At 57.1% G+C, this 26,023-nt stretch carries 22 protein-coding genes and 2 pseudogenes; 9 read left to right on the forward strand and 15 right to left on the reverse strand.

All coding sequences use genetic code 11. The features are described from left to right. Window positions 1-11: 11 nt before the first annotated feature. From tnpC to ACW4TB_RS14335, 4 genes are all read right to left on the reverse strand, one after another. Window positions 12-1,547 carry an IS66 family transposase gene (tnpC, locus tag ACW4TB_RS14320; RefSeq protein WP_009684098.1) on the reverse strand — a complete coding sequence of 512 codons (1,536 nt, stop codon included), beginning with the start codon at window positions 1,545-1,547 and terminating at the stop codon, window positions 12-14. A 61-nt stretch (window positions 1,548-1,608) separates the two neighbouring features. After that, window positions 1,609-1,944: an IS66 family insertion sequence element accessory protein TnpB gene (gene tnpB, locus ACW4TB_RS14325; RefSeq protein WP_009684097.1), complete on the reverse strand. Its 336-nt coding sequence runs from the start codon at window positions 1,942-1,944 to the stop codon at window positions 1,609-1,611. Then, a complete protein-coding gene (gene tnpA / locus ACW4TB_RS14330; RefSeq protein ID WP_009684096.1) occupies window positions 1,941-2,273 on the reverse strand; it encodes an IS66-like element accessory protein TnpA in 333 nt (110 codons plus the stop codon). The genes tnpB and tnpA overlap by 4 nt, the downstream gene beginning before the upstream one ends. A gap of 590 nt (window positions 2,274-2,863) precedes the next feature. Then, window positions 2,864-3,238 carry a response regulator gene (locus ACW4TB_RS14335; protein WP_031324634.1) on the reverse strand — a complete coding sequence of 125 codons (375 nt, stop codon included), beginning with the start codon at window positions 3,236-3,238 and terminating at the stop codon, window positions 2,864-2,866. A gap of 157 nt (window positions 3,239-3,395) precedes the next feature. On the opposite strand from ACW4TB_RS14335, the gene ACW4TB_RS14340 reads away from it, so the two are divergent. Both ACW4TB_RS14340 and ACW4TB_RS14345 read left to right on the forward strand, forming a co-directional pair. Then, entirely contained in the window at window positions 3,396-4,946 is a 1,551-nt protein-coding gene (locus tag ACW4TB_RS14340; protein ID WP_023661777.1) for a sensor histidine kinase, read from the forward strand. 177 nt (window positions 4,947-5,123) lie between these two features. Beyond that, window positions 5,124-5,414, forward strand: a complete 291-nt coding sequence (locus ACW4TB_RS14345; protein WP_023661778.1) for a hypothetical protein — start codon at window positions 5,124-5,126, stop codon at window positions 5,412-5,414. 1,032 nt (window positions 5,415-6,446) lie between these two features. On the opposite strand, the pseudogene ACW4TB_RS14350 reads toward ACW4TB_RS14345, so the two are convergent. Then, window positions 6,447-6,647: pseudogene (locus tag ACW4TB_RS14350) on the reverse strand (general stress protein); the annotation flags it as partial. 946 nt (window positions 6,648-7,593) lie between these two features. Between ACW4TB_RS14350 and ACW4TB_RS14355 the strand changes: the two are divergent. The 3 genes from ACW4TB_RS14355 (at window position 7,594) to ACW4TB_RS14365 (ending at window position 10,775) form a co-directional block, all read left to right on the forward strand. Then, the gene (locus ACW4TB_RS14355; protein WP_260777131.1) at window positions 7,594-9,915 is read left to right on the forward strand and encodes an ATP-binding protein; all 2,322 of its coding nucleotides are present in this window, start codon (window positions 7,594-7,596) and stop codon (window positions 9,913-9,915) included. A gap of 96 nt (window positions 9,916-10,011) precedes the next feature. Beyond that, window positions 10,012-10,446: an NUDIX domain-containing protein gene (locus tag ACW4TB_RS14360; RefSeq protein WP_023661783.1), complete on the forward strand. Its 435-nt coding sequence runs from the start codon at window positions 10,012-10,014 to the stop codon at window positions 10,444-10,446. A gap of 56 nt (window positions 10,447-10,502) precedes the next feature. Continuing rightward, window positions 10,503-10,775 (forward strand): PepSY domain-containing protein, encoded by a 273-nt coding sequence (locus tag ACW4TB_RS14365; RefSeq protein WP_023661784.1) that lies wholly within the window; start codon window positions 10,503-10,505, stop codon window positions 10,773-10,775. Window positions 10,776-10,864: 89 nt separating this feature from the next. Here ACW4TB_RS14365 and ACW4TB_RS14370 read toward each other — a convergent pair whose 3' ends face one another. From ACW4TB_RS14370 to ACW4TB_RS14380, 3 genes are all read right to left on the reverse strand, one after another. Next, on the reverse strand, window positions 10,865-11,197 hold the full coding sequence (locus ACW4TB_RS14370; RefSeq protein ID WP_128637183.1) for a stress-induced protein: 333 nt from the start codon (window positions 11,195-11,197) through the stop codon (window positions 10,865-10,867). A 287-nt stretch (window positions 11,198-11,484) separates the two neighbouring features. After that, the gene (locus tag ACW4TB_RS14375) at window positions 11,485-12,195 is read right to left on the reverse strand and encodes an OBAP family protein (protein WP_023661786.1); all 711 of its coding nucleotides are present in this window, start codon (window positions 12,193-12,195) and stop codon (window positions 11,485-11,487) included. A 288-nt stretch (window positions 12,196-12,483) separates the two neighbouring features. Next, on the reverse strand, window positions 12,484-12,717 hold the full coding sequence (locus ACW4TB_RS14380) for a hypothetical protein (protein WP_128637185.1): 234 nt from the start codon (window positions 12,715-12,717) through the stop codon (window positions 12,484-12,486). A 290-nt stretch (window positions 12,718-13,007) separates the two neighbouring features. On the opposite strand from ACW4TB_RS14380, the gene ACW4TB_RS14385 reads away from it, so the two are divergent. Together ACW4TB_RS14385 and ACW4TB_RS14390 are read left to right on the forward strand one after the other, a co-directional pair. Continuing rightward, window positions 13,008-13,235, forward strand: a complete 228-nt coding sequence (locus tag ACW4TB_RS14385) for a hypothetical protein (protein WP_128637187.1) — start codon at window positions 13,008-13,010, stop codon at window positions 13,233-13,235. A 65-nt stretch (window positions 13,236-13,300) separates the two neighbouring features. Further along, window positions 13,301-13,510: a hypothetical protein gene (locus tag ACW4TB_RS14390; protein ID WP_128637189.1), complete on the forward strand. Its 210-nt coding sequence runs from the start codon at window positions 13,301-13,303 to the stop codon at window positions 13,508-13,510. Window positions 13,511-13,649: 139 nt separating this feature from the next. Here the strand turns inward: ACW4TB_RS14390 and ACW4TB_RS14395 are convergent, their stop codons facing one another. Beyond that, window positions 13,650-14,342 (reverse strand): DUF421 domain-containing protein, encoded by a 693-nt coding sequence (locus ACW4TB_RS14395; protein ID WP_023661790.1) that lies wholly within the window; start codon window positions 14,340-14,342, stop codon window positions 13,650-13,652. Between the two features lie 293 nt (window positions 14,343-14,635). Between ACW4TB_RS14395 and ACW4TB_RS14400 the strand changes: the two genes are divergently transcribed. Next, window positions 14,636-15,001: a histone-like nucleoid-structuring protein, MvaT/MvaU family gene (locus tag ACW4TB_RS14400; protein ID WP_023661791.1), complete on the forward strand. Its 366-nt coding sequence runs from the start codon at window positions 14,636-14,638 to the stop codon at window positions 14,999-15,001. Between the two features lie 132 nt (window positions 15,002-15,133). On the opposite strand, the gene ACW4TB_RS14405 is transcribed toward ACW4TB_RS14400, so the two are convergent. The 5 genes and pseudogenes from ACW4TB_RS14405 to ACW4TB_RS14425 all read right to left on the reverse strand — a co-directional run bounded on the left by ACW4TB_RS14405 (window position 15,134) and on the right by ACW4TB_RS14425 (window position 24,460). Then, a complete protein-coding gene (locus ACW4TB_RS14405) occupies window positions 15,134-17,245 on the reverse strand; it encodes an AAA family ATPase (protein WP_347882138.1) in 2,112 nt (703 codons plus the stop codon). A gap of 2 nt (window positions 17,246-17,247) precedes the next feature. After that, entirely contained in the window at window positions 17,248-17,691 is a 444-nt protein-coding gene (locus ACW4TB_RS14410) for a hypothetical protein (protein WP_023661793.1), read from the reverse strand. After that, window positions 17,691-18,605: a hypothetical protein gene (locus ACW4TB_RS14415; protein WP_023661794.1), complete on the reverse strand. Its 915-nt coding sequence runs from the start codon at window positions 18,603-18,605 to the stop codon at window positions 17,691-17,693. The genes ACW4TB_RS14410 and ACW4TB_RS14415 overlap by 1 nt, the downstream gene beginning before the upstream one ends. Before the next feature lie 738 nt (window positions 18,606-19,343). Beyond that, a pseudogene (locus ACW4TB_RS14420) lies at window positions 19,344-20,084 on the reverse strand (glutamate synthase-related protein); the annotation flags it as partial. 101 nt (window positions 20,085-20,185) lie between these two features. Beyond that, complete coding sequence (locus tag ACW4TB_RS14425) at window positions 20,186-24,460, reverse strand: DEAD/DEAH box helicase (protein ID WP_279929642.1); 4,275 nt, start codon at window positions 24,458-24,460, stop codon at window positions 20,186-20,188. Window positions 24,461-24,576: 116 nt separating this feature from the next. Here ACW4TB_RS14425 and ACW4TB_RS14430 point away from each other — a divergent pair, with 116 nt between their 5' ends. Next, window positions 24,577-24,990, forward strand: a complete 414-nt coding sequence (locus ACW4TB_RS14430) for an NUDIX hydrolase (protein ID WP_254467218.1) — start codon at window positions 24,577-24,579, stop codon at window positions 24,988-24,990. On the opposite strand, the gene metR is transcribed toward ACW4TB_RS14430, so the two are convergent. Then, window positions 24,974-25,891 (reverse strand): transcriptional regulator MetR, encoded by a 918-nt coding sequence (gene metR, locus ACW4TB_RS14435; protein WP_012313012.1) that lies wholly within the window; start codon window positions 25,889-25,891, stop codon window positions 24,974-24,976. The genes ACW4TB_RS14430 and metR overlap by 17 nt on opposite strands. Window positions 25,892-26,023: the final 132 nt, after the last annotated feature.

Below are 26,023 nucleotides of genomic sequence, written 5' to 3' on the forward strand. Positions count from 1 at the left end.
CTTAGCCTGCCTCAGGCAAGCATCCAATGCTGCGGGAGTAATTGCGTGATTTCGCTCGCCCGCTGTGTCGGAAGCCGCATCAGTACATCCTTGAGATAGGCATACGGATCGTGCCCATTCATACGCGCCGACTGGATCAGGCTCATGATTGCCGCCGCCCTTTTTCCACTGCGCAGCGACCCGGCAAATAACCAGTTCGAGCGCCCAAGCGCCCACGGCCGGATCAAATTCTCGATCTGGTTATTGTCGATGGGCACAGCACCATCTTCCAGGTAGCGCGTCAGCGCTACCCAGCGTTTAAGGCTGTAATCCAGGGCCTTGGCCGTGGCCGAACCCTCGGGCACAAGTTCGCGTTGGGCCAACATCCACTCATGCAGTTTTTCAGCGATGGGCACCGCTGTTTCCTGACGTAATCGCCAGCGGGCTTCGTCGCTCATTTCCTTGGCGTGTCGCTCGACTTCATACAACCCGCCAATCGAGTGAAGCGCCTGCTCCGCCAACTGGCTTTTATTGGCTGCATGCAGGTCGAAGAATTTGCGGCGTGCATGGGCCATGCAGCCGATTTCGGTGATGCCCAGCTCGAAGCTGGCCTTGTAGCCGGCGAAGTCATCGCAGACCAGCTTACCGTTCCACGTGCCCAGGAAGTTACGCGCATGTTCGCCGGCACGGCTGGGGCTGAAGTCGTAGACCACGGCCTTTAGGGCCGAGAAAGGCGTGGTGCTATAGGCCCACACGTAAGCGCGGTGGGTTTTCTTTTCGCCTGGTGCGAGCATCTGAACCGGGGTCTCATCGGCGTGGATCACGCCCTGGGCCAACACATGCTCACGCAGCGCATCGACCAGAGGCTGGAGCTGCACACCGGTCTGTCCGATCCATTGCGCCAGTGTCGAACGGGCGATGGGCAGTCCGGCCCGACCAAAAATCTTCTCCTGCCGGTACAGCGGTAAATGGTCGGCGAACTTCGCCACCATCACGTGGGCCAAAAGGCCTGCGGTCGGGATGCCCTTGTCGATCACTTGGGCCGGTACAGGCGCCTGGATCAGTGTTTCACACTGACGGCACGTCCATTTTCCACGCACATGCCGCTCAACTGTGAACACGCCCGGAGTGTAATCGAGCTTCTCGCTGACGTCTTCGCCGATTCGCTGAAGCTGGCAGCCGCACACGCACTGAGTATTCTCTGGTTCGTGACGGATCACGGTTCGCGGAAACTGCGGCGGCAGTGGTGCACGCTTGGGCTTATGACGTGGCTCGGCCGGTGCGGCCGGCGGATTGGCTGCCTTCAGCTCGGCTTCGATAGCTGCGATATCGGTATCGAGCAGATCATCAAGCAGACTGCCTTGGTCGGGGCTCAGTTGCTCGCTGCGCTTGGCGAACTTGTGTCGCTTGAGGATGGCGATTTCATGAGCCAGTTGCTCGTTGACCGTTTCGAGGCGTTGGATTTTCTGGCTCATGGAGTCGACCTGGGACAGCAACTGCATAGCCTGTTCGGCCAAGCCGCGCAGCTGTTCCGGTGTCATCTGGTCGAGATTGGGCGAGGAAGTCATGCCGCTGATTGTGTCAGAGCAGGTCGTCAACAGCGATAAACCGATGGGCTAATGGCAGGGGCTAAAGCACTGTGATCGCGCTGCCTGCGCCGACCCGCTGCCACGGCAAACCCAGTACCAAGGCTTGAAGTTGCTCGTTATCGAGTTCGACTTCCGATCCGTGACGGATGCCGGGCCAATGAAACTTGCCTTGGTTCAATCGTCGCGCTGCCAGCCAAATGCCCACACCGTCATGCACCAAGACTTTCATTCGGTTGGCACGGCGATTAGCGAAGAGGTATGCGCAGTGCGGCTTCGCCACACCGAACACCGCGATCACCCTGGCCAGCGCGGTCTCGGTACCGGCGCGCATGTCCATAGGCTCGGTGGCAAGCCAGATGGCATCGATCCGAATCATTCCAACAGGTCTCGCAGAAAGGTGGCACAGGCGACAGCGCTTTCGGTCGGCCAGTTCACTTTGACGGTGCCACGCGGGTGCTGGATTTCAATGCAGATACTTGATGAAGCTGCCTGCGAATGTCCTCCGGCTAGCGGCAAGGGCACTGGAATGAAAGCAGGTTGCAGCGCCATAGTTTTGTTCGTGAGTACCCTAATCCATTTATGTACGAGGTTCGCGTTAAGGCTGTGCTTCTGCGCGACGCTGGCAATCGATGCGCCGGGCTGGGCGCACTCTTGGACAACTTGGGCCTTGAAGGATTTTGAATAGGAACGGCGTTGTGACTGCATGGAAAGACCCGCTTAAAAGGCTAGAAATGGTGTCCACTTAAATTAGGTGGACACCATCGCCTTTGGCGTCGGGGTCAGGAAGGTGAGTTGGCCGGACGGTTACCATCTGGTAGCCGTACCTGGTGCGTGTAATGTTTCAGTACAGGATCAGCCCAAGCCCAAAATATTTCGCCTCGATAACGCATCCATGCCTCCTGATTAAATCTCCGTTCAACGAGCTTAGCCTGCTTCGTCTAGTGCGCAGGGTACAGTGGTGTCGATTCGTGGCGGGTTGCGCTCAAGGCATGAGTCGTGTTGATGCCTTGCTGTAGTGGGTCTAATACTAAATAACTGCTAAGAGGGAGGAGCATGCCGATGCGATTTGTTGTAATTCCCGCTGTGCCTACCGAAAAGGAGACTTTCCCCCGGCGCCTCGGTTTTCCTAGCGCGTTGGGGGAGGGTTACGATCTGTACGATACCCACGACAAGATTCGCCTCACTATGGGTTTCCCCACCCGGGCTGAAGCCGAATTTGAGTGCTCAATGCGTAATGATCTCCACCAGGCTGGTGAAGAGAATTTCACTAGAAGTGGCTGATGCCTACGTCCGCTTCAACCTTCCTCTAGGCCCGGTAAGCGAGCACGAAGGGCTTCGAACAATGCTGAGATAGACCAAGGTTTCGAGAGAAACGTGGTGTTGCCAGGCAGATCTTCGACGCCGGGTGTCACGTCACCGGAGGTGAGAAGAACCGGCAGCGCAGGCCAGCGGTTCCAGATTTCGATTGCCAGATCCAGACCATCCAGCTGGCCAGGCATGTGAACGTCGGTGAAGACGAGATCAGGTGCGAACCCATCAGCTAGCATCAACAAGGCGTCATCCGCGTTGGAACACTCCGCTATTTGCACACTGGGCAACGAAGCGAGGCACTCCGCCGTTACCTCACGGAGAATGTCATCATCTTCAACGACCAGAATACTTCTGCGCATGGTTATGTACTCGCACGTCATAACCGTTAGGGCTTAGACGGCTTTCGTCGTTGCTCCGATGCGATGGACGGTGTACATCATCGTTAATTAGTTTTTTGCCCGCATGACTCTACCGCTTCGCTGTCATTCTTCTCATTTCCCACTGCGGATGCTCCCCATGGAAAAGCTGCCCCTTGACGAGACAATACGTGCCGCACTGAAAAAATCGTATGCTCGCTTGCAGAAACAGCATCAGCTTGTGGTCGAGTTTGGCGTCAGGGCGCTTAAGGCAAGCGATCTGGATGTGTTACTCACCGAGTCCTGTGTAGCGGTTGCCCAGGGCATGCAGACCCGCTACGCCAAGATCCTCGTGCCGTTAGGAGAAGGAGACGGTTTCCTGCTGTCGCACGGGGTGGGTTGGGACGAAGCGGACATCGGCTCTGCGACGGTTGGAGCGGATGTAGCCAGTCCAGCCGGTTATGCCATTTCCACCTACCGCCCCGTCCTTTCCAACCACCTGGGTCAGGAACATCGTTTCAGAACACCCGAATTATTAAAAAAATATGGCATCGAGCGCGCAATCAATGTGCCGATCCGAGGGACGTTGGCACCGTTCGGGGTGCTTGAGGCTGACAGCACCAATGGCGACGACTTCATTGAAAGCGACCTGGTATTTCTGGAAGGAATCTCGAACGTCATCTCCATGGCTGTCGAGCGCCTGGCCGGGGATCATGCGGACGCGTTGCCTGCACCGTATTCTGAAAGCATTCTCAACGCCAGCCCAGACTGTGTGAAAATTCTTTCCATTGCCGGCGATATCGAATTCATGAACGATGCTGGCATGCGCCTGATGCACATCGGCGACCTGGCGCAGGTCAAAGGTCAGGCGTGGTCGAGCTTGTGGCCTGACGAGTCCATTGCACTGGTTATCGAAGCAGTGACCAAGGTTGTTGCCGGAGAGACCACCCGATTCGAAGCATACTGCCCCACGGCAGCTGACGAGCCCAAGTGGTGGGATGTCACGGTGGCGCCCATTCTGAGTCAGAGTGGGCAAGTGCAGCAGCTGATCGCGGTCTCGAGGGACGTTACCGAGCGACATCAGCACGAAGCCGAATTGATCTCGCTGATCGAGACCCAGAACTCGAAGCTGAACACCAGTGACTTGTATATGGAAGAAATCCATCATCGCGTCAAAAACAGTTTGCACTTGGTGAACACCTTGCTTCTGCTCCAGGCGAATCTAACGCCAGACGAGGCGGTAAAACTTCAACTGGAAACTGCCGCAGGGCGAGTCGTAACCATCGCAAGTGTGCACGAGCGTCTGTACCAGACCGCATCAAAACAAGATGTTCTGGCCTGTGATTATCTGCGTGCCTTGCTCGGAGATCTGGGCAAAGCGTTGGCTGACCGCACCATCGTGCTTGATGCCGACGCTTTCGTTTTGCCGCCAGAGCGCATGGCACCATTGGGCCTGGTGATCTCAGAGTTGATCACTAACGCCCTGAAATACGGCAAGGGCACCATCGAAGTCGTGGTCAGGGAGAAAGATGACCATGCGCTGATCACCGTGAGTGATGAGGGTGAAGGCTTTCCCGAGAACTATCCGAAAGCAAGCGGAACCGGTTTGGGCATGCGGTTGGTGAAAAGCTATTCGGGCTACGGCAGTACAGCTATCACGATTGATCGGGCGCAGACGCACAGTACCATTCATGTTCGCTTCAAGCTGTAGCGACACAGAGTTTTGGCTGGGGCTAAACCCTCTTACAGGTGGTACCACTCTAACCGTAGCGTCGGAACCAACCTCGTTGGCGCTTGTGGTGATCCATCCGACACAATGCAATTGAAAAGCCGTCTCGCTTGGCTATCTTTAATAGTCCGTATAAGACTAAAGTCGTAGGAGGGCGGCATGCGTATTCGCGGTGAAATTTTTTGGAAGTGGGCTGATCCAGTGCTTCATCATCGGAGCCATGACGAGGAACTCGATGACGGCACGACCATCGATGTCCAGGTCAGGCTTTCACGTACAGGTCAGACCCAGATGTTTATTGGCGTGTATGCCAGGAGCGGTATGGCGATTCACGAAGAAGCCTTCGACTCCCGACCAGGCGAGTCCATGACCCGAGCGTTGGCGTGGGGCGTCGGGCGGGCGCGGCGTCTCGCTACGGATCAGCGGCCTGCTGTTGCGCAGGTAGCCTAAGTCGGTCGCCAAGCATTCAGGTGGCCGTCCTGCATAAGTGGTACGGCCACTTCCTCTTAGGGATCAAGGTGCAGCTACAAGCTCGGCGCATCCTCACCGGCGTGTAACGCCCTGTTCGCCAATTTCGTCAGTCCAATCCACTGCTCAACACTGATCAGGCGTGATCGCTCCAACTGTTCAGCGTCCTGCCAAGCCTCATGGTATCTGTCCTCACACAGCGTGCCATTTTGAAGAAAGCGATTTCGCCATGCCAGCATTGCATCAGAGCCCTCATTGCTCATTGATCAACTCCCGCATGACTCATTTCCGCCAGGATGGCGAAAATGCGGCGGGAGATTACCGGAATCACCGGTCGACTGCACATGGAATGCCGATGATTGGTATGCCAAATCCATAGACCTGACGGCCCAGAAAAACACCCGTAAGCCCTTCTAGCGCGCCCTTCAACGTTCTCGGCGGAGGTGCGAAATTTTGGCTTGGGGATCACTTTCCCTTGAGGAAGCAAGGTCACTGCTTGAGCTTGGCGACGATTTTATGGCAAATGAACAACTTCGCAGATAAGCCCCTAAGTAGCGGAGCGTTGGCCCCAGTCTGGGAGTTCAAGGCTTGTTTTTTCGGTAGATGATCAGGGCCACGACATCAATAGCAATCACGGCTATAACCACGATCAGCATGAAGTAATGGTCTCTCGGTACCATTTAAGCTTACCCCCAAAAAAGCTGTCTCTTTGAAGGGTGCAATTGCTATTCCAATACCGACCTTACGGTAGGCGGGAGCGTGGCTTCAAAGGTGTTTTGGAAGCCAGGGCTATCCGTGTCCCTGGCTATTTGCTCAGCGGTTGTCTTCCGTCATCCCGCTGTCTTCATCCTGAATAGCTTGCCACCCTTCATCCATGCCTTGCTCCTGGTCAGCTTTACTGCCAGTGGTGTGTCCTCCCTGACCACCGCGTTGGGTTGCGCCACCGGCACGCTGATGATCATCTTCCTGTAATTCACTGCCGCTACCATGACCTGTTTGTTGATCCTCAGATCTTCCCCCGGACATTTGACCCCCTTTTTGGCCTGCTTCCGATGCCCGCTGTGGATCATTGGCAAAATTGCCGCCTGAGGCTTGGCCGCCTTTATGGCCGGCCTCCGAAGCCTTCTTACGGTCGTTTTCAAAATTACCAGGATTGTTTTGTGCGGTGCCGCCTTGCTGACGTACCGTGTCTTGATCGTCCGCATGATCTCGCACCTCGTGTATTCACACAGAGAGCCTGTGTTCTGTTCAGATACTGGACGAATTCTGGAGGCTCCCTTTACTTTTGTATTATCTGACCGGGTGCGCGAAAGATCGTGAAGAGTAACGTATCGTGTGATAAAGGTTGCGACGTAGCTTTGGCAGCTGTCCGCGCTGGGGGCGCGACTACCCGGCTTCAAGGAGAGGCAGGCGCTGCCGGATGTCGGCGATGAGCCTTCTACCTTCTGCCTCCATCAGATCGCCGTTATTGGCAACGGCGGCACACCTTCGGCACGTGAGGATGGCCTTCTTGTTCAACCTCTGTGGTCTTACAAGGTCTTGTCCACCGCATTTGAGACATCTCAAGGTGATGCTCACAGCTTTCCTCTCCGTGGATGGTGATCAGGATACCTCCCTCGCCGTGCTGATCGCTAAACACGGCGCGGTACATGGAGTATCGCGGTGAGCTGAGCGTTCACTTTGAGACATGGCCGACTTGGCCAGCCCGATTCTGGGGTGAAACTTCACGTCAAGCGATAGCATAAACATCACGCCGGCGAGCTTCTTTGTCAGACAGACACGCCGATGCGTAGATCTTGGGTTAGATTTATAGGTCTCCCCCGGTGGTACTTTTCATATGGATTGCGGTGATCAGCGTTCAGCAATTGGATCGTTCGTAACGCACGACGGGCAGATTGCCAACCAGATGCTTCAAGTGGACTGGGCTAGTACCACGCTTGGTGATCCAGGGCATTGGCCGGTTCCGCTACAGCACGCCGTGAATTTCTTGCTTAGCTCAGATCTGCCCACTGCAATTCTTTGGGGCGCCGATAGAACACTGCTCTACAACGACACCTGGATCCCTGCCATGGGGCATCGTCATCCCCGAGGCCTAGGTAGGCCTGCGCACGAGATTTGGACGGCGGTTTGGGGTCGGGTCAGTTTGCAGCTCGAAGCTGTGATGGAAAAGGCAAGCCTGTTGCTGCTCTCCGATTCGGAGTTTCCGGTTCGTCTGGATCGTGAGAAACCGTGGGCTTTCAGCTTGAGTCCTTTGAGGGCCCCAGAAGGGCACATTGTCGCTGTTCTGGTGCAAGGTCAAGAAGTCCATCCATCAGCTCTTGAGCCGCTACCGTCGCACATTACCCTGGGTCGAGACCGACGCATGTTCGATCAAGCGCCGGGCTTCATCACAATCCTGAGAGGCCCTGATCACGTATTCGAATTCGTTAATGAGGCTTTCAGGCGAAGCTTTGGTGATCGAGGCTACATCAATCGATCTGTCCGAGAAGTGTTCCCAGACCTTGAGGGGCAGGGTTATTTCTCTTGGCTGGATGACGTGTTCAAGTCGGGCGAGCGCTTCGTCGCTACAGGCACGCCTATCTCGCTGCTCTGGGAATCAGGGGCGGTTGAAACCCGCTATCTGGATTTCGTTTATGAGCCAGTTTTCGATGATGTCGGTGCAGTCACCGGTATTTTTTGCGAAGGCTTCGATGTCACTAATCGAGTGGAAACCGAGCGGGCGCTGAGAGAGGAGAGTCGAACACTTGAGATCCTTCGAGATATCAACGCGGCGTTCGCCAGTGACTTAAATCTTGAGCGGATCGTGCAAAACCTCACGGATGCGGCAACATCGCTCACAGGAGCAGCTTTTGGTTCGTATTTTGCCAACGAGGTTGATGAGGCCGGTGCCCACCTGAAGCTGTATACCTTGTCGGGGGCTGATCGGTCGGCCTTCGAAAAGTTAGGTCATCCGCGCGCTACCCCAGTGTTTGCACCTACTTTCCGAAATGAGGGCGTCGTTCGATCCTTGGACATCCTAGCCGACCCTCGTTACGGCCAGTTCGAGCCGCATCGCGGAATGCCCAAGGGGCATCTGCCAGTGCGAAGTTACTTGGCGATCTCAGTTGTATCGAGAACAGGCGATGTTTTAGGAGGACTGTTTTTCGGTCACCCCGAACCAGGAAAATTCACAGAGCGACACGAACGGCTGGTGGTCGCATTGGCCTCTCAGGCAGCAGTGGCTATCGACAACGCACAGCTTTATCGGCAGGTACAGCAAGCGAAGGCCACGCTTGAAGAGCGGGTTGCTCAACGCACTGATGAGCTGTCACAGGCCAACGAAGCCCTGCGCCAAGCTCAGAAAATGGAGGCGCTAGGGCAGCTAACCGGCGGAATTGCCCACGACTTCAATAACATCCTGGCAGCGATACTGGGAAGCGCTGATTTGCTATCCCGACGATTGAAACAGGGCAAATGGGACGCTACCGAGCGCCTGCTTGACGGGATTCAAGTCAGCGCCAAGCGAGCAGCGTCGCTGACCCAGCGCCTGCTTGCATTTTCGCGACGGCAGACACTTGATCCACGCCCTACAGACATCAACGCACTCATTGAAGATCTGGTCGACCTCATCAACCGCTCTGTTGGGCCGGCCATTACTGTCATCACGCAACTGGAGCCAGATCTTGGGTTGGCCCGGATTGACCCCGCCCAGTTGGAGAGTTCGCTGCTCAACTTGGCGATCAACTCGCGTGATGCCATGCCCGAAGGACGAGGCGCGATCTCCATCACGACGCAGACCATCGAACTCGACGACCTGATGGCAATGCGTGCCGACCTTCCTGCTGGAGAGTACATCGCTATTTCAGTCACTGACTCGGGAAGCGGAATTTCGCAAGAGAACATCAAGCGGATATTTGATCCGTTCTTCACCACTAAGCCGCTGGGCCAGGGTACCGGCTTAGGGCTCTCCATGGTGCACGGTTTCGTTCGCCAGTCTGGAGGGCAGGTAGATGTGCATTCCCAAGAAGGCGTGGGCACGACGATTCGGCTCATCCTCCCCAAGTTCGAGGGGCAGTTGGAGCTTCCCGAAGTGGGCGAATCGAAGCAGCCAATCCTCAGCAGTGAAAGTGCTGGAAGAATCCTTGTCGTCGATGACGAGCCTATCGTGCGCATGTCCATCGTGGAAGCCTTGATGGAGGCCGGGTTCGAAGTCGACGAAGCTGAAGATGGATCCAGCGCTATGCAAACGCTTCGCTTGTGTCCGCCTTATGATCTGCTTGTCACCGATGTCGGGCTTCCAGGCGCATTGAATGGACGGCAGGTGGCAGATGCTGCTCGGGAGGCTTTTCCAGATCTTCGGGTGCTTTTCGTGACCGGCTATGCAGAGGGATCGGTTTTGAAAGGCGGATTTCTGACGCCTAGCACTGCTGTGATCACGAAGCCGTTCGACATTCAGGTACTCGTGAATAAGGTGACCGGTATGCTTCACCACCCCCAGATTTGAGAGGGGCGGAACTCAACTTCCGACCAGTCAGTCATCAGCATAAGGAAGTTCGTCCCAGCGTTCAGGATGTCGCGCATTCATCAGGTGCGATCCCTTATGAGCGTCATCAAGCATCGTCTAGCCAAGGCAAAGGTAACGATCATCTGCTCTCGAAATGACCAGGTTCTTCTGATTCGCAGGAAGGGTGCCAAATGGAAGTTTCCAAGCGGCCTGCTTGTGACCGGTGAGGCGCCAATCGTTACCGCTGCCCGCGAGATTTGGGGGGCCTTGGCGCTTCATTGCACAGGTTTGAACGCTGTAGGCACCGTCGAGGTTGGCAACGTTATCCACCATATTTTTACGACAGACCTCCCAGACGGTAGTAGCGTCGTGCTTGGCAGAGGCATCGTTGCCTGCAAATGGGTTTATTGGGATAAGTTGAGGCCAACTATGCTGAAGCCAAAAGCCGCTGCCTTGCTGTCACAAGATCTGCAGGAGCTCATTCACCAAGATGGACGCTCGGCGTCAGCGCCGGCCTTCAACACAAACTGAACGGTAAGATCGGCGTGCGGGTCGGATCGTTAAATCCCATGAAAAAGGTGTTAGCGATGAAAGCGATGACTCGACTATTCACTGGTCTGGCCTTGGTTGGTGCTATGGGGGCTACTTCTGCATGGGCTGATACGCCCGGTGCTGACTGGAAGGTGAACAAGGATCAGGCTGAGGCCGCCTTGAAAGGCGCAGGCTACACCCAGATCACCAAAATTGAAGCCGACGATGGTCACTGGGAAGGCGAAGGCCTCAAGGCTGATGGCAAGCGGTATGAATTCCAGGTTGATCCCCACGACGGCAAGATCATTAAAGACGAACTGGATAATTGATCAGGGCGGCTATTGCTCTCTGAGCGGCCCGCGCGTGGAGCGCGGGCTTTTTTTCGGCTGGCAGTCCATTCTCTTTGGCCCGAACAACGTTATCGGTTGTCCTCAGTCATGCCGCTGTCTTCGTCCTGTACTGCTTGCGAAGCTTCATCAATTTCGCTTTGCCCATTGTCTGATTTGGGCCCTGTGGTATGACCTCCCATGCCCCCCTGATGAGCTGCACCAGCTGAGCCATGGTGATCGCTTTGGTTCCCTCCGCCCAAGTCCTGACCACCTTGAGGGAGTTCTCGTTGAGGGTCGCTTCCTAGCGTCTGTCCTCCTCTTTGACCAGGCTCAGATGGCCGGTGTGGATCATTCTCGAAGCTACCGGGATTGTTTTGAGTGATGCCGCCTTGCTGACCGGTCTTGTCTTGATCGTTTGCCATGATCTTGCACCTCGTGGAGTCACACAGCGAACCTGTGTTTCCTTGGGATGCCGGCGAGTACGGGGACGCTCCCTTTACTTTCGTGCCAGCTGACAGGGTGCACGAAAGGTCGTTTAGGGCAACATAACGTGTGATAAAGACCGGTGCCATGGCATCGCAGTTTGTGGCGATCTAAGCGCGTTTAACGGGCTTCATGGGAAATTGCACGCTGATTTGACCAAGCGTTTACGACAGCCGTCCCTGTAGGGGCACGCCCAAGGCATAGCTACAAGCAACTGTTTCAAATGCTATTGGCTGGAACGGCTGTTGGTATTTGCCGGAGTCGATGTAGCGGGGCGGTGCAGATGGGTACCGGTTGGATCGGTGATTTGGATGACGTTACCGTACTGCCAGCCATCAGCCTGGGGATCAGCTGCAGGGACTCGGATGTCAGCCCGCTCAGCTTTGGTTTTTGCGGCATCCAGACCCAGGCGCCGATTGCGCTGTTCGACCATCGCCGGGTCAGCCTGCCCATCTGCGGTAAAGCCCATCATCAACTGCGGCACACCTACAGGCAGCGCTTTATCCTGGTCGGTGTGCCAGGTGTGCCATGTCTTCCCATAAGTATGCGCCAAGCGCTTCATCAGGGCATGCTCTGCAGGTGCCGGTATGCCTGGAGCGATCAACTGCCCAGAAGAGACCTCGTAACCATGGCTGTGCCACATCGCCTTCTCCTTGGGTGGTAATCCGGCAAAAAGCTTCTCGTCGATGATGTACTCGATGCCCATGATCTTCGCACCCTTGGTATTGCCGTCGAATATCACACACTGAATGACATCCTCGTTGAGGATGGAGCAGTAGTGGTGCGCTTCCATCTGCACGTCCGGATGCCCGTTGTAGAAGTGAAAGCCATCCAAATAGGCGTTGATGCCCTCAATGGGCGGCTTGGACTGCAGCGTCGCGGCGCCGGCTTCCAGCAACTGGGTTTTTGCCGACTCTGGCCGGCCTGGTGTCTCCATAGGAGACTTCGTTTCGGGAGCGGAGCAGGCCCACAGCAGAGTGCAGGCGAGGGGAAGAGTTATCGATTGGAATAGCTGTCGCATGAGAAAGGCTCTGGCTGGTGTCCTTAGAGGACAGCCTTGGCCGATGAAACGGACAGCCCAACGGACGAATGGCCCGAGTCGATGAAGAATTGCGGACAAAAGAAAGCCCGCTGCTAGGCGGGCAAGGGAGCTTCTATCACACGTAGGGATAGCTAACGTTCCCACACCGCATGTGAAAAGGGCATGAATGGTATCGGGCGAGGTCTATCGCAAACCGCTTGCCTTAATCCATGCTTTGTAAGCTGAAACCAGGCTCTGCGGAACGCTCGGTAAACCCTGCTCAAGCTCGGTCAATCTTGACGGACTACCTACCCAGTCGGTGACCCAGGCGATCAATCTCAATCGGGGTGCGGGGCACGGCGCTACTTGCTGTTCAAGCTCATCCGCGATACTGGCCAAACGCTCGATGCTATCGTCGAGTTCGGTAATCTGATCCACGATCCCGCTCCTAGGGTGATAGCCCAAACATAACACGTCGAAATCGTGCGTCATCGAAGTGTGACAAATTTCCATCCTACATTCGCGCATTGGGGCGTGGCCGCATTGGGTCGTGGCGTTAAGTTACCTGGAACAATCTCTCCATCTGGGCGAGACATTGCCACTCCAGCGAAACGGACTTCGTTCCAGCGCCTGATCTGTCTCATCGCAGGCGCACTTCGTCCGCACTACCTATGCAGCCGGGCTTTTTCAGAATACTGTATGCGCATACAGTTAAAGGGGATGCCATCATGACAGGCACCAATCTGCCGGTAATGTCGATCCAAGAGTGGCGGCAGCTGCTCAACGACACCGAGGCCCTGCTCCTCGCACCTAAGAACCATCACAGGGAGCTTCTGCATCATGCATACGCATTACGTGATACGCATGCCGTAGACTCAGGAACCTTGGCCGATATGTTAGAGCTCGCGGACGAAGCATTGATGTACGCCCATTCCGTCCAAACTGATCAGCAGTAGTAGGCTAAACACACGCCTGAGTGGCGAGGCGTGGTGTGGGATCGCTTTGACGAAAGGATGAGATCGTGAAAAGAGATCTGGACAAGTTGCTCATGCCTGACCACCCTCTGTATTCCGAGGCTGTGGAAGCACTCAAGCTGTACCACCAAGCCCAGGCTGAAGGCGTAATTGGAGCAGAGCTGGAGCGCCTGCGGTTGATGGCTGAACATCGATTCCAGGCTGTCACCGATTACCAGCTCCGAACTCTTGGCGACCCACCAGAGAAAGGCCATTAGCAACCTGCCATAATGTCGGTCGCCAACATGAGTCCTCAATGTAAAACATGGGACGACGGAGCTGATGGGTAGACCTCCAGAACTTTCCACAAAATGCTATGCAGATCGTCCAACCAACGCGCTCTTAAGTGGATGTGGTCTAGCGGTTGCGTATGGTATCCAGTGCAGGTGACCAGACGTTATGTCCGCAGCGTTCACACACGACTGAGTCTTGAGGCTCATGGAAGGTCGGGAAGCCGCAGCTGACGCAACAGTGTAGGCCAGCGTTCAGCGGTGCTAGGTATTCTGGACGATGTTCAACTGGCAGCACCGACAGCCCTGGCCGGGTGTCGTCTGGCCCATAGAAATACAGACTGAGATCGCCATCGGTTTCCAATAGGCCGAGTCGAACCTGGCCAAGATGCTCCACGCCTTGTTGGCGCAGCTCCATGAAAAGCTCGTTGGACGAGATGTTCAAGTTTCGCAACGAATGGATCTCGTACATTCCATCCTTTACCACCGTGATGGGTAACCCATCGATCCAGGCCTCGCATGTCCTGCTGCGCCTCATCATCCAGACGGTTCCGCGATAGAGCAGCAAAAGCGTGAGGAAAACCAATGCGACCGGGAGGAGGGGTACATCTTCGTAGAAGGTCACATCGCCTGCGGCTGAGCCCAAGGTGAGGATCACCACGAGCTCGAATCGGGACAGCTGCCTGATTCCACGTCGACCACTGAATTTCAAAAAGAAAAACACGGCTAGAAACGCCGCTGTAACACGAAGGGCGACCTCCAAGAGAAAGGTCAGCGGGAACTCGCCAATGAGCATCCTTTGCAGATCAAATGTAACCATTCGCTGTTTCCCACCTGTTGCTATCTCCTATTACAGATTGACCGGCAATTTTCGGTCTAGGTTCATGCGCTGGGGTCAGGGAGACAAGTATTCATGCTCACCAGGAGTCAAGCCGCTCTCTCGTGGCGCTGGCAGGCTCAGCTATTCGCATTGCTGATTCAGACGCGTGTACTTGAACGCCATAGCATAGAAATTGAACAAGAATGGAAATGCGTATTCAAAATTTAAGTAGGGCGAGCTGAAAATGGTTTAGAGTAAGCGACTAACTTCATCCGGTATTTGAGGAAGCATCTATGTCACGTCTCGCAGAATTCCGTAAGCTCGAGCAAACATTGGCCGCACAACTGGCCGAACTCGAAGCTATGAAAGGCTCCTCCGAGCTGCAGGCGGAAATTGAATTTGAGACCAAATTGCGTGATCTGCTGAACAAATATGGTTACAGCCTGCGTGACATCATCAACATCTTGGATCCTCAGGCCAACCGCCGTACCGCAGCTCCTGCTGATGTCGAGAAGGCTCCGCGCCGCGCTCGCCAAGTGAAGCAGTACAAGAACCCGTACAATGGCGAAGTGATTGAAACCAAAGGCGGCAACCACAAGCTGCTAAAGGAGTGGAAGGCGCAGTACGGAGCTGATGAAGTTGAAGGCTGGCTCGCCTAGAAGACGCTCTGTCGGTTGTTTGCTAAAGCCCCCATTGGGGGCTTTTCTGTGGCGTTGGAGTGACGTGTTTCGACATGTCAACTGAATCGACAGCGTAGGCCGCATCCCAATGCACCCAAGAAATCCTGCCACTCAATCCCCTGTTAGCACCGTATCCCCATTCGGTACGATAGCTTTGTCACCAAGGTGAATGAGCTTGAACTGAACGTTGTGAGTGGCCTCGTTGTAGGCTGCGTCACTGTCATCGAACGAAGCGGCAACGATGCTCTGCAGGTTCTTTGAAGCGGAGAGTTTTTGAAGCAAGGCGAGCTGACTTTTGGTGGCCATCGAGTGTTGACCTGGCTCGTCGAGCAGGATAAAGCCAGGATGATTTCCGTTAACCGTAAAATGCGCCGACGTCTCGTACAGAGAGAGGATATAGCTCCAGATCAGCCTTACGAAGTCACTGGCACTCGACTCGCGTGCGATGTTAGAACTGGTCTTGGAGGCACTGGAGGCAGCGGCAGCCTTGCGCTCGCTGAAATCTTTCCGGTAAATCTCTCGAAGTTCGATTTTGTCGAGTTCTGGCAGCAGATTGTCTACGTTGAACTTGATGTCTGAAACAGGGGCGCTATGGTAGTCGAACGACGCGACGTTGGAGCGGAAAATCTTTCCAAACAAGTCGTACTTGGCTAGGTCAGCATCTGAGTAGTGCTCTTTTGGCAGTTCAGACCTACTTTTCTGGTTCTGCTTGAAACGTGCCGAAAGCTCGACCAGCGTTTCCAGCTGCTCCTCATTACGTTGAAGAAACAGGGAGGCCTCTTCAATGCTCAGCTCAATCTGCAGCTGCTGGCGCAGATTGGCCTTCGATACTACGGCATTGGTCGTGAGATCAGCTTTCAGCGCGCGTAGTTTGTCCTTGGACTGAGCAATCCGCTTGGAAAGCTCCTCTCTGACAACTATCGTCTCTTTGACGGACTGCTCGATCCCAGCAGTATCACGCTCCAGCATTTTTATCTGGGACTTCAGATAATCGATGTTGGTCGCGATATCCATGTGCGGAGTGCTTTCATGGAGGTCGGTAAGGGAGTGGCCAATATTCTGCTGGCATGCCGGACAGACGTCACTGGCAACATCTAACTCCAGTGATGCACCGTATCGAATCAGTTTCTGGGCTGCCTGATTTTTCGACAGCTCTTCCTCGGCTTGGCGTTGGTGAAGGGCGTTGGCGTTTCTCGCTGCACGGTGCAACGTGAGCTCACCCATGCATGCTTCGAATGCAACTGTCAGCTCTTGAAGCTTGGCGGTCTCTTGCTCAATGAGCTTTAGCGTATCCTCTGGCGCAGAGTCTTTCCATTTGAGTTCTTCATCAGTCAACCTCTTCAGGGCTTGAATCTGATTACTCTTGTGCGTGTCCAGATCAATCAGGCCCTGGAGGGTGGACTTCATGTAGGTCACGCTCGCCGGTTGGAATTCCACTACCGGACTTCTTGGGAGCTTCTGCACCTTCATCGAGCTTTTCAGTGCGTCGTTAGTGATTGCCCTGTAGGTATCTTGCCAAGACGTATTCAACTCTTGCGACTCATGGTCGAGACGGGCACGAATAGCATCCATCTCAAACACATTGGTGCCAATCAAAAAGTCGACAATCTTGATCCGGGCTTCTTTAACGCCGAAGTAGGGTAGGTTGGCAATGTAATCCGTCCAACCTCGCTTTTGCTCAATGGCCATCGCCGCAAAGATGTATTGAAGGTACAGCTTGACCTGCTTACCGTTCGTGTGGGGCACCATGGGCAATCTCAGCCCCAAGAAATGCTCCAGATAGGTATAAAACCCCTCTCGCAGCTGAGCGCTTCCGCCGTCATGTAGGAACCGGTAGAGAATCGGAGCTGTTTCCCCTTTAGGGAGGGCCGCACACTCTTGGATTTCGACCAGCTTCGGGTTTACCCCATCTTCTTTGATCTTTCTAGTGATGGTGATCGTCTTGCCGTTCGACTCTATTTCCATGATGACCATGGAGCGAATTACATAGTGCTTCGTGTCATCAAACTCAACGTGGTCTTTCAGCACATACGTCAGCGCCTCGGCATTCTGAGCACCAATCAACTCCTCCATGCCAAGGGCATAGAGGATGCTGTGGACAATGGTGCTTTTACCTGCGGAGTTTCGACCACGGATAATATTGAGGTTGCGTGAAAACTCAGCCATGAAGCCGAACGGGCCTCCGGTCGTTTCGATTGCGATTTTGATACGTTTGATGAACAAGGCTATTCCCATTCCTTGGATATGGTTTTGACCATGCTTTCAGTGATCTTGCGGCCAATCTTGGAAAGCGTGGTTTTCTCGTCAGCCATAACGGTGCCATCACTCATGATGTCCGTTACCAGTTGTAGGCCTTTGGGAAGCAACTTGAAACCGGTGGTGGTAGCTTCGATCAGCCCATCTCTAAATGCAAGTTGCAAGGCGATAGAGAGCGCAGGATCGAACCCCCAGACGGGAAGGCTAATCTGGCCAAGCTTTGCGGCCAAGGTCATCGTTTCCATCCGCCTAGGGGACTTCATGGCCCAGTGCATCAGGTGAAGTTTGACCAAACTGCACTTGTTACCATGGCCACAGAGGTGGAGGATCAGCAGCGCCTGGCAAATCTTGTACATAGGCCTGAGCTCAGTCAGAACCGGCATGGGTCTTGGTGTGAACTTGATCGTTGCCATCAGCTATAGAAGTCCAGTTGGCAGACAGCGAGCCAACGGGCGACTGTTCTGCGCACTATGTCGTCCGTGAGTTTTCCATCAATGTTCAGCTGGTCATCGCCCAACAGTCGAGCGGCTAGACGATCCTTGATCATCTCGACCAGTACATCGGGATGCGCTGAAGTGGTCAAGCTCCATTCTTCAACATTTTCCTCGAAACCATTTAAGGTCTTCGCAACTTGGAAGTAGGTCTGAGGCGATTTGTCATAGAGCCCTTGAAAGAAACTATCGTGATCAAGGAAGGAGTTTTTGGTCATTTTGAAAAGCGCGGCAATAGCTCGCTCGCCTTTTTCAGACATACGTAGTTGAGTCTTTCGCTCCAGATTCTCGTCATAAGAGGTCAAGTCCTCGTTGACTTTCGGGATTGTCTGTTTGTCTTGACCAATAGAGATTGGAACTCCAGCCGAGATTCGGTGCTGGTTTATTTCTTGGATGTAGAAGTCTATATCTTGAACCAGTACCGTAAAATTTTCATCAAGGTGCGGAAGGGCCCACGCCCTGACTTCATCCTGCTTCCTCTGCGCATGGGTTAGCAGCGCATTGTGGGCGATTTCCGGGGTGATGAAATACCAGTCCTTGATTTTAGTTGGGCCCAAAATTCCTTGGAGGCTAGCCTGGTTGTCCTTGAGCTTCTTGAGGTCGCGGGTGATTTTGTCCTGCTGCTTCCTGTTCAGTACGGTGCGCTCATACAACGCATCAGGGCAGTAGCATTGGAAGGCGAGTCCGGTGTGCTTGGTGAAGCCTTCGATGCCAAAGTCACCTGGTGTGGCAGGCACATGTTGGTAGCCGTCGGCGCCAAATTTCGATTTCAGAACGAGCTGAAGCGTCGCCTCCCAAGTCGTTCCATTGAAGGGGCCTGCTGGTGTAATAATCAAAGCTCGCCTGCCTTGCCACGCGTGTCGGTTAGTCCATTTCCGAGGAAAACTTAGCCGTGCCTCGGGTATCGTGTAGGTGGTACTTCTCACTCGGTGCTACGACGCTATCAAATGGCCAGTTTAAGGTCTACATTTGAGCGTAAATTGACAACCTAATTTAACTGGTTATATATCCAGTTAAAGTGTGTTGCATAGAATATCTACGCTGCGTTGAGGACTGTTTTCATCAAGCTGGCTGAACAGTGTAATGCTCAAGGAGCGGTAGAAGATGATGAACACCTCCGCAGCGTTGGGATGGCCGGGCTCATAAGTACTTAAGCGATAGACCTCGTATCTCACGAGTCTTACGGCCCTGTCAGCGGCCATCATTTCGGCATATTCGCGAGGACTATGGCGCCCCTTTGGATCTGTGTAGCGTTCGTAGCCGCGAGCGAAATCATCGACTATGCGTTGCTAGCAGGTAAGCATGAACAGTTCACCGAAATGGGTGAGCAGATGAACCTGAATGAGGATTCGTTATCGTTAACTCGTACTCTCCACACAAGAAGTCAGAGCCTAAAAGGGATGCTTTGCCAAGAAGCTTGAAGGTCAACACAATTCGGTTGGTAGCAGAGCATCTGTTGACCCGGATTCTGTAGCAGCAGGCCGCTTTAGTGGGCCTAGAGGTCACGGTTTTCCTACGTTGATCAGTCAATATTAGGCAATAAAGATGTGATCAACAGCTTGACAATATAAGTTTTGGCTCATCTTGATCTCGATCATCCGCACCTGCGGGCTGCGTGCCTGGGCGGCAAAGCGCTCGGGGTCGAAGCGCCCGTCCGCAGTGCGGCAGCCGAAGTAGCCGCTGCCCAGTTCCCACACCAGGTCGCCGCCGTGTTCGCGGTGGTAGGGGCTGATGCTGCCTTCGCCGGTGTCATGGTGGAAGTTGCCCAGCTTGGCCCCTTGGTTGAGCGCGCGGATGGCATTGGCACTCAGCGAGCCAAAGCTCATGGCGGAAATGTTGAAGATCGATGCCGAATAGGGCTGGCTGCACTGCGGTCCGCCAATGATGATCCGGAAGCTTGATGGATCGGCCAGCGGGGCCGGGCGCATGGAGTGGCCGATGAACTCGAAGCCAGACTCGTAAACGTCGATCAGCGTACCGAAGGGCTTGTCCGACGCTTCGTTTTTGGCCCGCGCGTACACCAGCGAGCGCTGGGCGCGTGAGAAGGGCAGGGCATCGCTGTCGGCTTCCAGCAGGTACTGGCGGATCTCCGGGCGAATACCCTCGACCAGGTAGCGGATGTTGCCCAGTATCGGGTAGTTGCGGCGTACCGCGTGGCGTCGCTGCAGCAGGTCGAACAAGCCGATCAGGCTGAGCACGGCCGTAATCAGTGTGAACGGCCACAGCCATTCATGGTTCAGGAACGGCAGGCTCGCCACGGTGAACAGAACACAGGCGGCAAACACGGCATAGCGACTGAGAAGTGACAGGCTCATACGGGGTCCTTACGATGGCGCGGTCAGGCTCAGGGCCTGGGGCAAACCCCGACCATAGCCCGGTTGCGCGGCGCTGAACATGAAAATCGGGGTATCGAAAATCATTCGCGCAGCAGTTTCTGCCGCCACCGTTGCTGCTCTTCATTCGTCGCTTGCACCAGGTAGGTGTACCGGTTGGCAATTCGCACTGCCACCGGCACGCCATCGTGGTACAACAGACGATTGCCACCGGCCGCCGGCACCTTCGCTCCGGGCAGCAGCGACCCGATCAGGTTCAGCGGGTCACTGGCGCTGACCACCACCAGCGCGCCCTCCATCTCGCGCCGGCGCACCTGGCGCAGCAGCCCGACCGCTTCCGGCAGGGCGAACTGCTCCCCAGCCAAGCCGGCGATGAAGCGCCCGCCGCGAATCTCGCCGCGTGCCTCAAGCCGGTGGCAGCAGCGCAGCAGCTCACGCCAAGGTGGCAGCACATCACTTTCGCGCTCCAGCAGCCGCCAGCAGATCACACCGTAGCGTCTTAGCAGGGTGCGGGCGACGTGTTCCAGCCGTTGCACGTCGTCCACTTCGGCATTGCCCCTGCGTAACAGCGCCCAGCGCCCGGCATGCGCCATGCTGGTGGAAATCGGCGCATGGCCGCGCCGGCTGTTGCGCGATGAGCGTTTCGCCGCCGGGGTGATCAGGCTACGCAGCCCTGTAAAGCTGTCGGCACTTGCAAGGCCGGAACCGACCAATTCCTGTAACGCCGTTTCCAGCTCGCTGGGCAACAAGTGGGCTTGCTGGGTCAGTTCGTCGAAGAACAGTGCGCCATGCGCCTGCAGTACTTCATGCACACGTTGCGCACGCGGGCTCAGCTCGTCCAGAGCCGGCGCAGGCACAAGGCTGCGCCACAGGCCCAGGTGTTGACGTGGCAACAGCACCAGTGGCGTGCTCGCCAGCGTACTGCTCGACACCTTGCCCGCCAGGCGGCTCCAGGCGAACTGCCCGCTGCGGCACGCCTCGTCGAGCCAGTGAGTGCTGTAGTCCTTGATCCGTGCCGGCAGCAGTTCTGCCTCCCAGGCGCCGGCCGCGGCAGGGAACCCCTGCAACTGCTCAAGCACTTCAGCTACGGCTTGCGGCCCACGCAGTTTTTCGTCGGCCGCCAGGTGCTGCCAGTCAAACATAAAGCGCATGAAGTCCTGCAGGCTTACCGGCTCGATCTCCCGGCGCAGGCGCTTGACTGTGTAGCGATGGATGCGCGCCAACAGGTGGCGTTCGCACCATTGGCGTTGGACCTCACCTGGGCTGAACTGGCCACGCAGCACGTAGCCCTCTGCTTCCAGGCGGGCCAGTGCCTGTTCGATGGCAGGCTGCGGCTTGCCCAGTGGAGCGGCGATCTGCGCCAGGGTCAGCGGGCCGTGGCCGCTCAGGCGGGCGCGCAGCAGCTCGCTCAGAGCGCTGTCCGGGTCCAGGGTCTGTTCGAAGCCGGGGAGCACGTGGAGGTCGGGCTCCAGGCGTGCATCCGGATACAGCGCTTTTAGCAGGCTCAGGCGCTCGCGGGCCAGCCACAGGTGTTCGTCGGGCAAGCGCGCCGCTCGGCCTGCCTTGGCCAGTTGCCTGAGCAGCAAGCCCCAGGTTGGGTTCGCCTGGGCTTCGTGCTGGCTGATCGCGCCCAGGGTCATCAAGGCTTCGTGCATCTCGTCGGCGTTGCCGGGTTGCGGCCAGGCCTCTGCCTGGACAGCGCTGATGGCATCGGCGTCCAGCGCGCCCAGGTCATCGCCACTGTGCACCTCGTTCCAGCGTCGGTTGAGTACCGCCTGGGTTCGGCGCTCCTCCAGCGGGGCATCGTCAAGGAACGCGTAAGGCCTGGCGTTGAGGATGGCAGAGGCCAGCGGCGAGGGGGCCGGCAGGTCGCGGCTCAGCAAGCGCACCTGGCCACTTTCCATGCGCCTCAACAGCGCCAGCCAGCCCTCGCTGTCCATGGCTTCGTGCAGGCAGTCGTCGAGGGTCTGCTCGATCAGCGGGTGATCCGGGATCTGCCGTTCACCGGCGATGTTTTCCAGGCAGGCGATCTGGTCGGGGAACACGGCGGCAATCAGGTCTTCGCTTTTCATGCGCTGGATCTGCGGCGCGACCTTGCGTCCCCCGACGTAGCGCGGCAAGGCCATTGCCACTGCGGCATTCCAACGCCAGCGCACCCCGAACAAGGGCGCATCGAGCAGGGCCTGGATGAGAATGTGCTCGGCGTTGCGGCTGGACAGGTAGCGCCAGACTTCGTCCAGCTCGAAGCTGTGGCTGGTCGACAGTGACAACACGATGGCGTCCTCGCTGGCTGCCGCCTGCAATTCGAAATTGAACGTGCGGCAGAAGCGTTTGCGCAGCGCCAGGCCCCAGGCGCGGTTGATGCGGCTGCCGTAGGGAGAATGGATGATCAACTGGGTGCCGCCGGACTCGTCGAAGAAGCGCTCCATCACCAGCGTGTCTTGCGAGGGCAGGGCGCCCAGCACTTCACGGGTACGCCCCAGGTAATCGAGCAGTTGGCTGGCGCAGGCCTCGTCCAGCGCATAGGTATTCTGCAGCCATGACAGCACTGGGGCCAAAGCGCCGTTACCAAGCCCCAGTTGCTCATCGATACGTGCCTGCAGGCGGGCAACGGCAGCGGACAATTCATCACTGCGTCCCGGCGCTTCTCCGAGCCAGAACGGAATGGTCGGCGGCAGGCCGTGGGCGTCTTCGACCCTTACCCGGCCGGGTTCCACCCGCATGATGCGATAGGACGCGTTGCCCAACTGAAAGATGTCGCCAGCAATGCTCTCCACGGCAAAGTCTTCGTTGACGCTTCCGATGTTCAGCGCCTGCGGCTCCAGCAGCACAGCATAGTCGGCGGTCTCGGGGATGGTCCCGCCGCTGGTGAGCGCGGTCAGTTGGCTACCGCGGCGCCCGCGCAAGGTACCGCTCACCGCGTCGCGGTGCAGGTAGGCGCTGCGGACGCCTTGGCGCCCGTTGTAGCCCTCGGCGAGCATGCTTAGCAGGGCTTGGTAATGCCTGGTGTCCAGTTCGGTGTAGGGCGTTGCCTGGCGCAGGCAGTCGAACAATGCCTGTTCCTGCCACGGCTGGTTGCTGGTTTCAGCGACGATCTGCTGGGCCAGTACGTCCAGTGGCGCATGGGGTATGTGCAACTGGTCGAGCTCGCCCTGGTGAACACAGTCGAGCAGTGCCGTGCACTCGATCAGATCATCCCGCGAGGTGGCGAACAGGCGCCCTTTGGGGATGCCTTCGACCTGGTGCCCGGAGCGGCCGACCCGCTGCAAGAAGGCGGCGATGGAGCCTGGGGAGGCGATCTGGCAAACCAGGTCGACATCACCGACATCGATGCCCAGCTCCAGTGAAGCCGTGGCTACCAGCACCTGCAACTGGCCGTTTTTCAGGCGCTGCTCCGCATCCAGGCGCAGCTCCTTGGCCAGGCTGCCGTGGTGTGCGGCCACGGCCTCTTTGCCAAGGCGGTCGCTGAGGTGGCGGGTGAGGCGCTCGGCCAGGCGCCGAGTGTTGACGAACACCAACGTGGTGCGGTGTTCGCGGGCCAGAATTGCCAGGCGATCGTAGACCAGGTTCCACACATCCGTAGCCATGACCGCGCCCAAGGGCACGGGGGGCACTTCAAGGGCAAGGTCGCGCTGGCGGGTGTGGCCGATATCGACGATTGCGCAAGGGCGTTGGTGACCGGCCAGGAACGCGGCCACGCGCTCCACCGGGCGCTGGGTCGCGGACAGGCCGATGCGCCGCAGGCCTTGCCCGGTGAGCGCTTGGAGGCGCTCCAGCGTCAGTGCCAAGTGGGCGCCGCGCTTGTTGCCGGCCAAGGCGTGAATCTCATCGACGATCACCGTGTGCACGCCGCTCAGGCCAGCACGGCCCGAGGCAGACCCCATCAGCACATAAAGCGACTCAGGCGTGGTAACGAGGATGTGCGGGGCCAACTTGCGCATGGCCGCGCGTTCTTTTTGCGGCGTATCGCCGGTGCGCACGGCAGTAGTGATACGAGGTGGCGTCAGCCCCTGGTCTAACAGCGCCTGGCTGATGCCTTCGAGCGGTGCCTGCAGGTTCAGGCGGATATCATTGGACAGAGCCTTGAGCGGTGAAACGTAGACTATCTGGGTTTGCGCGGGCAGTTCGCCGTCGTGCTCAAGGCCTTGACGGAACAGTTCGTCGAGCACCGCGAGAAAGGCGCTCAAGGTTTTGCCCGAGCCGGTGGGCGCGGCCAGCAGCATCGATTGGCGTGCGTGAATCAACGGCCAGGCGCGGGCCTGGGCGTTGGTGACCGTGGCGAAATGGCGACGGAACCAGGTGCCGATGGCGGGGTGGAACAGCTCCAGCACCGGGTGTTGATGGGCAGGCAGGTTCATGAGAAGGTTATGGAGGGTCGCTGGCAGATTGGCAAGGGACCGTTCGTCTGTGAAGCCGGCTTGCCGGCGACAGGGCTCCATGGGATCCTCACGGGCTTTTCTGAGTGAGCCTGACCATGCCCAACGTTATCCGCATTGCCGCTGCCCTGTTGATCGACCCACTGGGTCGAACCCTGCTGGTACGCAAACGTGGTACCCAGGCGTTCATGCAGCCTGGGGGCAAGATCGATGCGGGTGAAACGCCGCTTGACGCACTGGTGCGCGAACTGCATGAGGAATTAGGGTTGCGCATTGACCCTGCTCGGGCCATCCCGATGGGCCGTTTCAGCGCACCGGCCGCCAACGAACCCGGCTTTGAGGTGCAGGCCGAGCTGTTCCGCGTCGACAGCGCCGAGGCCGTGGTCCCGGCGGCGGAAATCGAGGAAGTGATCTGGCTGGCCGCTGACCAGGCACCGATGCCTGAGTTGGCGCCGCTGACCCGTGACCTGATACTGCCGCTCTACCGCAAGGCCCTCAGCGTACCGCGCTGACCCCATCGAGTGTGGCGAACGAGGTGTCCTTGGCGGTGAGCAGGAAGTCGCGCATGTAGGGGGCATCGAGCATGTCGGTGCGCACTCCCGCATAGAGCGTGGCGAACAGGCCTTTCTCGCCCAGGCGCTTGCCCTTCACATAACCGCGCGAACTGTACTCGTGCAGCGCCCAGTGCGGCATGCCACACACACCGCGGCCGCTGGCCACCAGTTGCATCATCATCACGGTCAGCTCCGAGGTGCGTACGGCCGCCGGCTCGATGTCGGCCGGCTCCAGGAAGCGGGTGAAGATGTCCAGCCGGTCGCGCTCCACTGGGTAGGTGATCAGCGTCTGGTCGAGCAGGTCCTGGGGCACGATGTAAGGCTTGCTGGCCAGTGGGTGCTGGTTGGCCACGGCGAGCATGGCTTCGTAGGTGAACAGCGGCACGTAAGTGATGCCGGCAAGGTCCAGTGGGTCGGAGGTCACTACCAGGTCCAGGTCGCCACGGGCGAGGGCGGGCAGCGGCGCGAATGCGAAGCCCGAAGCCAGGTCCAGCTCCACTTCCGGCCAGGCATCACGGAACTGGTCGATGGTGGGCATCAGCCATTGGAAGCAGCTATGGCATTCGATGGCCATGTGCAGGCGCCCGGCAGTACCACCGGCCAGGCGGGCGATGTCACGCTCTGCGCCGCGCAGCAGCGGTAGGGTGGCATCTGCCAGTTGCAGCAAGCGCAGGCCGGCGCTGGTGAAGCGGATAGGTTTGGTCTTGCGTGCGAACAGCGGCAGGCCCAGGCGTTCTTCAAGTTCCTTGAACTGATGCGACAGCGCCGACTGGGTCAGGTGCAGACGTTCGGCGGCCTCCACCAGGCTATCAGCCTCGCGCAGGGCATGAAGGGTTTTCAGGTGGCGGATCTCCAGCACGGCTGACTCCGAGAACATAATTTGAGTGAATAGCGAATGAGTTGAGTTTCTCTCATGTTGGTCCCGCTGTCGACTGGACCTTGCGCCGGACCACTGGGCAGGCTTCATCAAACTGTCACGGAACTGTGGCAG

The organism is Lelliottia jeotgali (genome assembly GCF_977070485.1).